14 protein-coding genes are annotated in these 12454 nt (G+C 61.7%); 7 read left to right on the top strand and 7 right to left on the bottom strand.

The genetic code is table 11. The features are described 5' to 3' along the window. Positions 1-71 precede the first annotated feature (71 nt). Positions 72-707: a helix-turn-helix domain-containing protein gene (locus R4P70_RS18700; protein ID WP_020968310.1), complete on the bottom strand. Its 636-nt coding sequence runs from the start codon at positions 705-707 to the stop codon at positions 72-74. Positions 708-853: 146 nt separating this feature from the next. Here R4P70_RS18700 and speB point away from each other — a divergent pair, with 146 nt between their 5' ends. Then, positions 854-1810 carry an agmatinase gene (speB, locus tag R4P70_RS18695; protein ID WP_003941134.1) on the top strand — a complete coding sequence of 319 codons (957 nt, stop codon included), beginning with the start codon at positions 854-856 and terminating at the stop codon, positions 1808-1810. Here speB and R4P70_RS18690 read toward each other — a convergent pair. Next, positions 1774-2448: a class I SAM-dependent methyltransferase gene (locus R4P70_RS18690; RefSeq protein WP_030534841.1), complete on the bottom strand. Its 675-nt coding sequence runs from the start codon at positions 2446-2448 to the stop codon at positions 1774-1776. The two genes, speB and R4P70_RS18690, sit on opposite strands and share 37 nt — an antisense overlap. Positions 2449-2559: 111 nt before the next feature. Between R4P70_RS18690 and R4P70_RS18685 the strand changes: the two genes are divergently transcribed. After that, positions 2560-2997: a hypothetical protein gene (locus R4P70_RS18685; protein WP_317831084.1), complete on the top strand. Its 438-nt coding sequence runs from the start codon at positions 2560-2562 to the stop codon at positions 2995-2997. A gap of 168 nt (positions 2998-3165) precedes the next feature. Beyond that, positions 3166-4767 carry an ABC transporter substrate-binding protein gene (locus R4P70_RS18680; RefSeq protein ID WP_029254380.1) on the top strand — a complete coding sequence of 534 codons (1602 nt, stop codon included), beginning with the start codon at positions 3166-3168 and terminating at the stop codon, positions 4765-4767. A gap of 40 nt (positions 4768-4807) precedes the next feature. Here the strand turns inward: R4P70_RS18680 and R4P70_RS18675 are convergent, their stop codons facing one another. From R4P70_RS18675 to R4P70_RS18665, 3 genes are all read right to left on the bottom strand, one after another. Further along, positions 4808-5188: a 6-carboxytetrahydropterin synthase gene (locus R4P70_RS18675; protein ID WP_030534844.1), complete on the bottom strand. Its 381-nt coding sequence runs from the start codon at positions 5186-5188 to the stop codon at positions 4808-4810. A 35-nt stretch (positions 5189-5223) separates the two neighbouring features. Next, the gene (locus tag R4P70_RS18670; protein WP_020968305.1) at positions 5224-5589 is read right to left on the bottom strand and encodes a metal-sensitive transcriptional regulator; all 366 of its coding nucleotides are present in this window, start codon (positions 5587-5589) and stop codon (positions 5224-5226) included. A 198-nt stretch (positions 5590-5787) separates the two neighbouring features. Then, a complete protein-coding gene (locus R4P70_RS18665) occupies positions 5788-6594 on the bottom strand; it encodes a hypothetical protein (protein WP_024487558.1) in 807 nt (268 codons plus the stop codon). 251 nt (positions 6595-6845) lie between these two features. On the opposite strand from R4P70_RS18665, the gene R4P70_RS18660 reads away from it, so the two are divergent. The 3 genes from R4P70_RS18660 to R4P70_RS18650 all read left to right on the top strand — a co-directional run bounded on the left by R4P70_RS18660 (position 6846) and on the right by R4P70_RS18650 (position 10183). Further along, positions 6846-8276, top strand: a complete 1431-nt coding sequence (locus tag R4P70_RS18660; RefSeq protein WP_020968303.1) for an MFS transporter — start codon at positions 6846-6848, stop codon at positions 8274-8276. A gap of 73 nt (positions 8277-8349) precedes the next feature. Continuing rightward, positions 8350-8877 (top strand): carboxymuconolactone decarboxylase family protein, encoded by a 528-nt coding sequence (locus R4P70_RS18655; RefSeq protein WP_021333740.1) that lies wholly within the window; start codon positions 8350-8352, stop codon positions 8875-8877. Continuing rightward, complete coding sequence (locus R4P70_RS18650) at positions 8861-10183, top strand: MFS transporter (RefSeq protein WP_019746698.1); 1323 nt, start codon at positions 8861-8863, stop codon at positions 10181-10183. Before R4P70_RS18655 ends, R4P70_RS18650 begins: the two co-directional genes overlap by 17 nt. A 79-nt stretch (positions 10184-10262) precedes the next feature. Here the strand turns inward: R4P70_RS18650 and R4P70_RS18645 are convergent, their stop codons facing one another. Further along, positions 10263-10541 carry a YHS domain-containing protein gene (locus R4P70_RS18645; RefSeq protein WP_020968300.1) on the bottom strand — a complete coding sequence of 93 codons (279 nt, stop codon included), beginning with the start codon at positions 10539-10541 and terminating at the stop codon, positions 10263-10265. A 272-nt stretch (positions 10542-10813) separates the two neighbouring features. Between R4P70_RS18645 and R4P70_RS18640 the strand changes: the two genes are divergently transcribed. Beyond that, complete coding sequence (locus tag R4P70_RS18640) at positions 10814-11773, top strand: DMT family transporter (protein ID WP_030534848.1); 960 nt, start codon at positions 10814-10816, stop codon at positions 11771-11773. Here the strand turns inward: R4P70_RS18640 and R4P70_RS18635 are convergent. Next, positions 11763-12437 carry a TetR/AcrR family transcriptional regulator gene (locus R4P70_RS18635; protein ID WP_029254375.1) on the bottom strand — a complete coding sequence of 225 codons (675 nt, stop codon included), beginning with the start codon at positions 12435-12437 and terminating at the stop codon, positions 11763-11765. The two genes, R4P70_RS18640 and R4P70_RS18635, sit on opposite strands and share 11 nt — an antisense overlap. Between the last annotated feature and the right edge of the window lie 17 nt (positions 12438-12454).

Below are 12454 nucleotides of genomic sequence, written 5' to 3'. Positions count from 1 at the left end.
ACCAGCGTGACGGGTGCCGCCAATCATGTCAACTCTTGTTTCCTAAGAATCAACATTCACGGATTCGAGTCTCACGAAGGCGACGCGCGTGGCCCTTCCGGCAATGCCGGATTCAAGACCCACAGAACCTTCGCCAGAACCGAGCCTTCGGCCTGAAAACTATGGTTGTGCGTCGGCGTGAATGTGAAGGAATCGCCCGCCGCAAGCACGACGTCCTCGGCATCGACGGCCTCACCGTTCGGATCCGTCCGACCGCCCTCGAACGAGACCCGCAAGCCGCCCTCCAGCACGTGCACGAAGTTCACGTCGATCGGCAGACTGTAGAACTCCTGACCACTTCCGCCGCCTGGTTCCAGCTCGCCGAGCAGCACCTGAATTCGACGCTCGTTGGTAGGCGTGAGCAGGTACTCCGTCATCTTTTCGCCACCGAAGCTGATTTGCGGCATGGCGTCGGCGCGGACTACTTCACCGGCGGACGCATTCTCGAACAGGGATCCGACGGGGATCTCGAGCACCGCGCACACCTTGATCAGGGTCGCCACCGACGCGTTGACGTGATCGCGCTCGAGTTTCGAGAGATACCCCTTCGTCACACCACAGGCCTCGGCCAGGTCGTCGAGGGTCAACCGCTTCGACTGACGTGCCGCCTTGAGCCTCGCCCCGATGCGCGGTCCGACCGGCTCGACCGCTTCCTTCGCCTTGGCCACTGAACCCACTCCTTCACGACCGCCGTGTCCCTTTCAGGAAACAGGGGTTGACAACCGAGCCTCTTGAAGAAACCATACTTGCTCAGAGAGCTACATCACTGAAGGGCGCCCGGTGTGCGCCGAATCGAGAGCAGGGACCTCTGCACATGGCTACCAACAACCCCGGATCGTTCATCGGACCCGTCGACGCCACGCGCGTCCCCCGCTACGCCGAGCCGACCACTTTTGCGCGTCTGCCGCGCCTCGATGAGGTCTCGCGCGCCGACGTGACAATCCTCGGCATCCCCTTCGATTCGGGTGTCAGCTACCGACCCGGCGCTCGGTTCGGTCCGGGGCACATCCGCGCTGCGTCGAAGCTGCTGCGTCCGTACAACCCCGCGCTGAAGGTCTCGCCCTTCGCCAACCAGCAGGTAGCCGATTTCGGCGACATCGGCGTCAACCCCTTCGACATTCAGGAAGCTCTCACGACGGTTCAGTCCGCCGTCACCGACCTGCGCGCCGACGGTTCCTCCGTGCTCACGCTCGGCGGCGACCACACCATCGCACTTCCAATCCTGCGTTCACTGGCCCGCGATCACGGCCCGATCGCCGTCCTGCACTTCGACGCTCACCTCGACACCTGGGACACCTACTTCGGTCAGCCTTTCACCCACGGCACCCCCTTCCGCCGCGCCAGCGAAGAAGGCCTGATCGACATGGAGCGTTCCCAGCACATCGGTATCCGTGGACCGCTCTACAGCGAGAAAGACCTCGAAGACGACCGCGTCCTCGGCTTCCAGGTGATCCGCAGTGACGACTACGAGGTCGACGGCGTCGCCAGCATCGTCGAGCGCATGCGTAAGCGCCTCGACGGTGGCCCGGTGTACGTCTCCGTCGACATCGACGTGCTCGATCCCGCCCACGCTCCGGGTACTGGAACACCCGAAGCGGGCGGCATGACCTCTCGCGAATTGTTGAACACACTGCGCGGGTTGGTGGGACTCAACGTGGTCGGCGCCGACATCGTCGAGGTAGCGCCGGCGTACGACCACGCCGAGATCACCGGTATCGCAGCGGCTCACGTCGCTTACGAGTTGCTGTCGGTGCTCGCACTCAATCGCTGAAGCAGCACAACGGTATCCGTCGTGTGATGCATCTCGGGGTTCGCGGGAAGATCACGTTCCCGCGACTCCGAGACCAACACCTTCCAACCATCGGTGAACAGCGACTCCACGTATTCGGGTGTATGGAGCATGGCCCGATGATGCTCGGTCGGCGACTCGTGTGGCGAGTGGCCCACGATCAGCAAATGCCCGCCGGGCGCGACCAGATCTCCGAGAGCACGGAACAATTCCCCGCGCGCGGGTTCGAGCATGTGGAAGAACTGCGCGGACACCAGATCGAACGAGCGCCCCTGCGGATCCCACTTCGTCAGGTCGGCTTCCAGCCATTCGATGTCGACGCCCTCGCCCTCGACGTGAGCCTGGGCGCGGCTGAGCGCAACCGACGATATGTCGGTGCCGGTGACCTTCCACCCGCGACGTGCCAACCACAAAGCGTCGGCGCCTTCGCCGCAACCGACGTCGAGTGCAGTGCCCGGTTCGAGGTCGGAGGCTTCGGCAATCAACTGTGGGTTGGGATTTCCGCTCCAGCGCGCGGGACGTTCCTCGTACAGCGAGTTCCAGAACTGTGCGTCCGCCTTGGCGTACGGATTCTCGGCGGTTTCAGAGTTTTCGTGGTGATTGTGGTGTTCGTGGCTCATGCACCCAGGATGAACGACCTTCCACAACTCACGCAACCATCTTTGCCGAAACAGCAACTTCTCCATTTCGACGCTCTGCTAACGTCACGCTTCGTGGCAGGTGGATTTCCCGTGTTTCGTCTCTACTGCAACTCAGAGGGCTCACACGTTTTGTGTTGTGCGCATTTCCCCGAGTTCAGCGGTTCGAACGCGGACGAAGAGTTCATCACTCAGCAGAGTTTCGACCGCGCAGTCGAGAAGATGCTGCGCGAGGCGTCCTTCGAACCGACAACCCTGACGTTGGTGGGCGAGCAACAGGGATATCCAGTCGGAGACCACCTGTTCGATGCGACGGTTCCGCGAACCGGCAGAGTCTCCTTTGCCTTTCAAGAAGCCGGACCGCCGTGGATCGTTCTCGGCCTCGATGTTTCTTCTGAAAAATTCTGGTCCGAGATCGACGAAGACGAAGATCTCCTCGCCCTCGGCCCGATCTCTCCGTTGACGTCGGTCCCTGCCGTTGTACTCACTGCAACCGGGTGGCCACGGCAAAATGACCTCGACTCACCGTGACCTGAACTGGTTCATCACCCCGGTTCTCGTGAGATCGAACAAAAATCGGCATGATTTTCGTGAAGATCGACCGAGATGCCCGTCACGTCCTACGCCAAGATTTAGCGGTCACACTCGACCGCGCCCTCTCGAACTTCGCTCGGGCCCTGGCTCCTTCACGGAGGCACAATGAAACACCGCTCTTATCCGGCACTTGCAACGGCCGCGGGGCTCGCACTCGTGTTGTCGGCTTGCAGCTCGGGAGGCACGTCCTCGGGCTCCGACGGCGGTGAACCTCTGACAGACGGAACCTTCCGTTATGCGTTGCAAGCCGATCCGGGTGCACTCAACCCGATCATGTCCGGCTCCGCGGCAACCGCTGACATCTCGAGGCTGGCCTACGACTCCCTGGTCTACCAGGATCCGGACACCAGTGAATTCAAACCGTGGTTGGCAGAGAAATGGGAAGAGACGCCGACCTCCGCATCCTTCACCATCCGCGAGGGAGTGACCTGTACCGACGGGTCGACGCTGAACGCGCAGACCGTCGCGAACAACATCAACTTCGTGGCCGATCCGGCCAACGGTTCACAACAACGCGGCACTACGGTCCCCGTAGGCGCTTCGGCCACTGCCGATCCCGCGACCCGCACCATCACGGTCACCACTCCGGCGCCGAGCCCCTTCCTCCTCCTCACGGTCAGTCGCCTCCCGATCATGTGCGACGCCGGACTCGCGGACCCGACCGCCTCGAACAAGAAGTCTCTCGGTTCCGGGATGTTCGAAGTCACCGAAGTCGCCGCCAACGACCACTACACGTTCGAGCGTCGTGACGGCTACAACTGGGGCCCCGACGACACCACCTCCGACACACCAGGTGTCCCCAAGACCGTCATCGCTGTCATGGCACCCAATGTCAGCACCGCCGCAAACCAGCTTCTCTCCGGCGAACTCAACGCATCTCCGATCGCCGGTCCGGACAAGGACCGGATCGAAGCCGCCAATTTCGCCTCGATCAATCGCCCGATGCCGTCCGGTCAGATGTACTTCAACCAGATCGCGAACAATCCCACCAGCGATCCCGCCGTTCGCAAAGCACTCATCCAGGGAGTCAATCTCGACGATCTGGCAGAAGTTATCACTGCCGGCCAGGGCACCCGCGCAACAAGTCTCGTCGGTGTAGAGCCCCGCGCCTGCGTGTACGACTCCGTCACCGGCAACATTCCGGACTACGACGTCAGCGCAGCGAAGGCAACCTTGGACGCGGCCGGCTGGACCGCCGGGTCGGACGGAAAACGAAGCAAAGACGGAAACCCGTTGACACTCCGCCTCTTCTACGCAGGAGGCGAAGAGGCTCGCAGCGCAGCAGCCGAACTCGCTCAATCTGCATGGTCGGATCTCGGCGCAAACGTCGAGGTAACGGGAGCCGACCAGACCAAAGTTGTCGACGTCATGCTCAGCGGTAAAGACAACAATCAGTGGGACATCGCATGGATCCAGATCAACAATTCGATTCCCAGCGGGTTCACCCCGTTCTTCACCGGACCTGCTCCGGCAGCCGGTAAGAATTTCTCTTCGATCAACAACCCCGCCTACGAAGCAGCGGTGGCCAAGGCTTCCGGGTTGACCGGCGACGCAGCGTGCGCAGAGTGGGCAGACGCCGAGTCGCAGATCACCAAGACGGTGTCCGCGGTGCCGTTCGCGAATACGAACATGAGCTTCTACTTCAACAAGGCCGGGCTCGCATTCGGTAAGTCCTTCATCGGGTCTGCACTGCGTCTCTACCAGTAGTCCGATCGATCGATACCCTGTGGCAACGAGATATGTCAGATCAGTGCGATCTGACGTATCTCGTTGCCACACCTATCGTCTCGTTGTCCAGCTCGACGTAGGTCAGCTGAGGAATCGTGGACGCAAGTTCCGTGAAAGCCCACTTCGCAACGTTCTCGAATGACGGACGGAAATCGAAAATCTCCGGCCAGACACCGCTCGCCAATCGCTCGGCGCACCGATCGACAGACTCGTCGAGAGCGTCCGTGTCGACAAACCATCCACGTTCTCCGAGTTGGTCGTCCTCGAACGAGAACCCGACTCGCATCGTCACGCGAAATCCCTCGACGGGCATCAGCGGCGGCAAATTCTTTGCGTCCCGCACGGGTGCCGGAAGCCCTTGCCTCACAGCGAATGTACGACGGATCTCGATGCTGAACATGACGACCACGGTATCAATGTTCGTCGAGCACAGTTCTACGAGCGAACGAGCCTCGCAATCGCGTCGGTCGCTTCCTTCACCTTTGCCTCCGCCTCGGGACCACCGTCAACGGCAGCTTTGACGACGCAGTGGCTGATGTGGTCCTCGAGCAGCCCCATGGCCACCGCGTGGAGAGCCTTGGTCATCGCCGAAACCTGCGTGAGAATGTCGATGCAGTACTTGTCCTCGTCGACCATGCGCTGCAGGCCGCGGGCTTGACCCTCGATGCGACGCAGGCGCCCTAGGTAGTCGTCCTTGGCGGTGATGTAGCCGTGGGAATCACCCGTGCAGCACACATCGCCGGTCGTATCATTGCCCGGGGCACTGCTTGGAGCGTTGCCCACTTCTGTCGCTTCCGACATTCGATGTCCTCCTGTTCGTCAACGCGTGACTTCGCAACAATTCTCGTTACCGGGGCGATGTGCGGTCACTCTTCGACTTCCGTTGTCTTGCAGAGCAATCACTGCGCACATCGCCACGCATTTCGCTACTGCACGAACAGATGGGTGCATGGTGATCGCCCATGCCCGTTTTCCCGTTGCTGCGAAACTCATTCGGTCTCAGTGCCCGTGGTGCGAGTGGCTCGAGTGTTCGGCCCCAGGCGTGGTCGCATTGTCGGCAGTCAGAGTGAATTCCGCCGTACGCACCACTTCGCCATGTTTGAAGTCCAGGAACAACCGGTAGTCCTCAGCGCTCGGCATGTTGGCGTAGAAGGTGATTGCCGGTCCAGCCGGCGTGACACCGTCACCCGGATGACCATCCGGATGCACATGGAGATAGGCGAGGTCGGAGGCACGCAACGCGACCAGATGCCCGTACGCGGCAAGGTAGGGCTGCAAGTCTGTGACCGGGATTCCGTCACGACTGACCGAGAGCGTGAGCTTCGATGTCTGGCCGGCATGGGCCGCGCCTTCGAGAGAGACGGTATAGCCGTCGACCGTCGTGACGGCAGCAGCGGCGGGCAACGGCCGAGGATCATAGGACCCGGCGACGCGTACATCCGCACTCAGCGTCATTCCGTCACCCCCGTCCGGGGTGAAGTCAGCGAAGACTCGGTAGTCTCCCGCGTGATCGAAATCGACTGACACACGCCAGTTTCCGTTCTCGTCCAATTCGGGATGCACGTGCTGGAATCCGGTCAGGTCCAGACCGACCACGATCAGATGCAACTGCTTGTCGTGGGTGTCGGTGTACCTGGTCAACGGAGTTCCAACCGAATCCAGGATCCGGAACTGCAAGGGGACATGGCTGCCGACGGCCGCCTCCGACGTTGCCAATTCCAGTGTGTAGCCGTTGCCGCTGAACATCTTGCCCTCCAAAGTTTGGGTCGGCAGCACTTCCGTTGCCGTCTGCGTCGGGTTCGACACTCCTTGAATTCGAACCTGTTGCAATTTGTACCATACCCCCCTAGGGTATGCAACGAACTACTCGAACACCATGAATTCACTCGAAGGAGATCCGATGCGCATCTACGCAGAGCGCCGGCCGAATGAGTTCCAAGAACAGCATTTCCCCGCGCACCTCAACGAAGCGCTGCGCCGATGTCGCCCAGGCTCGCTTTCGACACCCCCTGACCACACGAGCATCACCTATACCCCGTAGAGGTAAGGAACTCAGAATGTCCACACAACCGAAATCCACCCGTAAGTGGTGGGCGTTGGCGTTGATCGCCGCCGCTCAGTTCATGGTCATCATGGACACCTCGATCATCGGTGTCGCTCTCCCCCAGATGCAGAGCGATCTCGGCTTTTCCCAGGAAGGCCTGACCTGGGTCTTCAATGCGTACGTCATCGCATTCGGCGGGCTACTCCTCCTCGGCGGCCGCCTGTCCGACCTGTTCGGCGCCCGCAGAGTGTTCTCCGCTGGTTGGCTGATCCTGCTGATCGGTTCCGTTGTCGCCGGTGCCGCCGGTAACGTTGCCGTCGAACTTGCGGGCCGCGCCGTTCAGGGTGCCGGTGCCGCACTCATCGCACCATCGGCGCTCACCTTGCTGATGATGCTGTTCGGCAGCACGCAGAAAGAGATGACCAAGGCGCTGTCCATCTACGGCGCTGCCGCCCCGGCAGGCGGTACGGCCGGAGTGTTCCTCGGCGGCGTCATCACCGAATACACCAGCTGGCCTTGGGTGTTTTACCTCAACATTCCCATCGCCGTCATCGCGCTGATCGCTACTCCCCTCCTGATGCCGAACGCACCGGCACGTACCGGGTCGATCGACTTCCTCGGCGCACTCGCTGTCACCGCAGGTCTTGCTGTCGGAGTCTTCGGCATCGTCAGAGCACCTGATGTCGGATGGGGATCCGGGCAGACGTGGCTGGCGCTCGCCGTTTCGGCCGCTCTGTTGGGTGCATTCGTGCTGATCCAGTCCAAGCGTCGGGAACCTCTGGTGCGTCTGGGAATCTTCAAGGCGCCCAACCTCGGTGCCGCGAACATCGCTCAGCTCGTCCTCGGCGCTGCCTGGATACCGATGTGGTTCTTCCTGAACCTGTACCTGCAGCAAGTGCTCGGATACAGCGCCTTCCCGGCCGGTGCGGCGCTGCTGCCGATGACGATCTTCGTCATGCTCGGCATGGTCGTCGTGGCACCACGGGCCATGGCACGCTTCGGTGCAAAAGCGATGATCGTGACCGGATTGCTGGTACTGGGAATCGGTTTGGGTTGGATGTCGTTGATCCGGCCCACCGGCAACTTCTGGGTCGACGTACTGCCGGCGTCGCTCGTGGCTGCGGCAGGTATGACGCTGGCGTTCATTCCCTCACTCGGTACGGCGATTTCGGCTGCACGCCCGGAAGAGGGCGGATTGGCTTCCGGCATCGTCAACGTCAGCTACCAGGTCGGCTCGGCTGTCGGCCTCGCGGTGATGACCGCGATCGCAGCAGTGTTCGGCGCTGATCAACTCGGTGACCTGACGGAGTTGACGAACGGTTTCTCCGCCGTGTTCCTGGGAGCAGCCGCCATCGCAGTGGTGGGCGCAGCAATCACCGCGGTCGTGATGCGGTCGACCAAGGTCGACGATCCTCGAACCGTTCAATCCACCGTCAATTCTTGACCAACTCCGGTGGTGGGTTCGGCCGGCTGTCACCAGCCGAACCCACCACCGGCGGAACCACTTAGGACTCGTTATGTCGCGCCTTGCATCTCTCACACCCGCCACCGCTGTCGGTGCATCTAAAGACCTTCTCGCCGAACTCGTCAACCGTCATGGACAGGTCGGTGACATGGTCGCGGCGATGGCTCATTCGCCCGCCGTACTGGGTGGCTATCTGCAACTCAGCCGGGCAATGAAGCGAGCGAAACTGAGCCGCAAGATCACCGAGCGAATCTCGATCGCCGTGCAGGTCCAGCAAGGTTGCGCTGTTTGCCTCGAAGCCCACGTTGCCGCCGCGCACGCCAACGGCGTCGAGGCGGACGAGATCGAGCGTGCCCGCGCGGGCACGTCCGCCGATCCCGCAATCGCGGCAATGATCGACCTCGGACTTCGCGTCTATCGGGAGCCTGCCTCGATTTCAGACGAACACATCGCGGGCCTTCGAGCGCACGGCTACGGTGATCGCGAGATCGCTGACGTCGTCGGAATCGTCGCCCTCAATGTCCTGACCGGAGCTTTCAATCTTGTCGCGGGAGTGAAACCAGATGAACCGGACCGCTAGGACCGCACCGGAACGGAACAGCATGCGTCTGTTCTTGATTCGCGACTATCGCCTGCTCTTCAGCGCCCAGATCATCGCGCTGTTCGGCACCGGATTGGCGACGGTTGCGCTGGGTCTACTCGCCTACGAACTCGCTGGGCCGAGCGCCGGAGCTGTGCTGGCCACCGCGCTGACGATCAAGATGTCCCTGTACGTCGTGATCGCTCCACTCGCGGCGGCGTACGTCGACCGGTTGCCGAGACGGGCTTTCCTCGTTGCCCTCGACGCCCTTCGTGCAGCGGTCGTGATCGCATTGCCCTTCGTCAGCGAGATCTGGCACATCTACGTGCTGGTAGGCGTTCTCCAAGCTGCGTCGGCAGCGTTCACTCCCACGTTCCAAGCGGTCATTCCTGACATCGTGACCGACGAGGCCGATTTCACCCGCGCACTGTCGGCATCGCAGGTCGCTTACACTATGGAAAGCCTGCTCAGCCCTGTTCTTGCCGCAGTCGCACTGTCCTTCATGACATTCAACCTGTTGTTCGTCGCCACCTCCGTGGGCTTTGCGGTCTCGGCACTGCTCGTGCTGGCCACCCGAATCCCCAACGCTCGCCGGAGTACTCACCGCAAGGCGTGGGATCGGATCGCGTCGGGGGTGCGAATCTTCGTGACCACACCGCGACTGCGCGGCATCATGGCACTCAATCTCGTGGTGGCAGCAGCCGGTTCGATCGTCGTGGTCAACACCGTCAACTACGTCCGCGACGAGCTCGGTGGAACCCAATCCGACGTGGCGTGGATGCTTGCCGCGTCAGGCACCGGCACGTTGGTGACCGCGCTGCTTCTTCCACGCGTTCTCGACAGAACCGCTGAACGCACTGTGATGACAGCAGGTTCCGTTGTCCTGGTCGTCAGTGCCAGCGCGGCAGCCGCCCTCGCCGTGGCCGGTGTATTCACGTGGATGCTCACTGCCGCAGTGTGGGCACTCGTCGGCGCCGGGATGGCCATGATCGTCACGCCGACCGGAAAAGTACTTCGGCGCTCCGTCGAGCCCGCAGGTATACCGGAGGTATTCGCAGCCCAGTTCTCCCTGTCGCACCTTGCCTGGCTTGTCACCTATCCGATCGCCGGATGGGTTGGTTCGAGCGCGGGATTTGCGGTCACCTGGAGCATCCTTGCAGCGCTTGCCGCAGTGGGAGCCGTTGCAGGATTTGCACTTTGGCCTCGGGAGACAGTTGCTGAATTGCCCGGACAAGCGACGTACGAAACCACGCGAGGCGAATGCACCTTGGCGGCCACCCAGTGCGCGTGCGCTCGCACCGTCTGATGTCGACGGTCTGCCCGAACCCCGATTGGGCCTCAACGAAAGTGGTGGTGCAGCCATCGCCTGCACCACCACTTTTCGCTCAGCTCACGTCAGCGTACTTCCGCGGATTTGCGTCGAATCGAGGACCACAACCCTTGCAGCAAAACCAGTACCGATTACCTTCGTAGTCACGGAACAGGCCTTCCGCTTCGGCACGCGCCTTTTCGATCACACTGCCGGGCATGACCCGACATTCGACGAGTTCACTGCTGCCAGAGTTGAGTAGGTCTTTCCCACCGGTCGGCATCGCCGTACCGACAGTGCCTACAGCGCCATTGGCGTCGGCCTTCGGGGTATTTCCACAGCCACAACTACTCATTGGGATTCCTGTTCTTTTGCTGGACGGATGTGGCCCGGAAAGCGAGCCCGACACAACCACCAATATACCCCCTATAGGTATATTGGAGATAACTTGAAGGTCTGCGCGTACAGCGCCTCGACACATAAACCATTGCAGGAGAACGAATAATGCGTCCTCAGCCTCGGATCACCTGCAGCATCATGACACAAGAAGCATCATACCTACTGGGGGTATAGGGTAGTTCTGGCATCGACCATCCATGTCCGCGAGGTCGTCGACGAAGAGGCGCAATGAAGAACTGGAAAGCAATCGGCAGCAGCCGATTCGCCGTAGTTGGAGCTTTGCTGTTGGTCGGCGCGCTCTGGGGAAGCTCGTTCCCCCTCGTTGCTGTGGCAGCACCAACACTCGGCGCCGTCGGCACGACGCACGGCCGCTTCATTGTTGCAGCGTTGGTTCTCGCACTGATAACGGCTTCCAGCAGATCGACCTGGCGCGCGGTCGGTCACCGGTTTCCTGCATTCCTACTGCTGGCAGCCCTCAACGTCGCTGGGCCCCTGACGCTTGTCGCAACTGCGATCGTCGGCCTCAACTCGTCGACGGCGTCGATCCTGAATGCCACGACGCCGATGTTCACCGTATTCGTCGCCGCTTTCTGGCTTCGACAAAAGATCACCTGGCGAAAACTCTCGGGGGTCGCGATCGGCATCGTCGGCGTCTCGGTGCTCGTCGGTGGAATTCCGTCAGCGATCGACAGTCGCGCAATGCTGGCCATTGGCGCATCTTTGACCGCGGCGCTGCTGTACGCAGTCGGAGGTGTCTACGCACGAAAGTCGTTCCAGGACACTCCACCGATGACACTGGCCCTCGGACAACAACTTGCCGCGGTTGCCCTATTGGTTCCCGTGTCCGCCGTCGCTCCCCCACCGGGGCCCATAACCGTCGGTCCACTCATCGCCGTGGCAGCCCTGGGGCTGGGGGCTACCGCCGGTGGCTACCTGGTCTACTTCTGGATAATTCGTCAGGCGGGTCCAGTCGCGGCATCGGCCGTCACTCTTCTCGTTCCGATTTCGGCATCAGCCATCGGAGTGCTGTGGTTGAACGAGCCTGTTACCTTCGCGCTCGTTGGCGGTCTTGTCATCATTCTTGCCGGAGTGGGCTTGCTCCTGGATCTTCCGCCGACGCGAGATCCATTGCGCAGGGTTGCCCCGGGGCGGGCGGCTAGCGCGGACAAACGGCCGGTCAGCGGCTGATCGGAGCCGTCCAAAGTCCGACCAGCGCGTCGACGAGGTCGGTCGTGAAGTCCTCCCATGACGTGACCGCTTCCGGCCCCTCTTCGGCAAGCGTGCGCTCACGTTCGGCGAACATGTGCACGATCGCATTGCGTCCGATGTCCGCGCGGGCGCGTCGAACACTCATCGGCATGTCGGCCAGACAGTCAGAGAGTCCCCGAAGCGTCTCCTGCAGGGTGGGCGAGGCCAGTACCTCGTCGTAGACGATTTTCCGCAGGACCGGGTCGGTGAGAATCTGTGCACTGAACCGCGCGTACCAAGTCGGGCCACCCATTTCGGCGTAGTGATCGGTCGACGCCCGAACCAGACACGAAATCCAGTCACGAACGTTTGTGGACCCTTCGATCTCACACAGCAGTTCGCCACGCTTCTTCTCGACCTGCTGGGAATGCTTGTTTACGATCGCGCGGACCAGATCGGTCTTGGTCCCGAAGTGGTATCCGACGGCTGCATTGTTGCCCTGACCTGCCGCTTCACTCACCTGGCGGTTCGAAACCGCGAAGACTCCGTGCTCGGCGAACAGCTGCTCGGCGACGGCGAGAATGCGGTCTCGGGTTGCAGCAGAGCGCGCGGAATTTGCGGCGCCGCCGACGTCGGCCGACGCGTCCTCAGTCCTCGTAGTCATGGACACCATCATCCTCG

The organism is Rhodococcus sp. IEGM 1241 (assembly GCF_033142365.1).
In the GTDB taxonomy this organism is placed as follows: domain Bacteria; phylum Actinomycetota; class Actinomycetes; order Mycobacteriales; family Mycobacteriaceae; genus Rhodococcus_F; species Rhodococcus_F erythropolis.
Note: the sequence above shows the minus strand (reverse complement) of the source record. Positions and strands in the feature narration are given on the sequence as shown.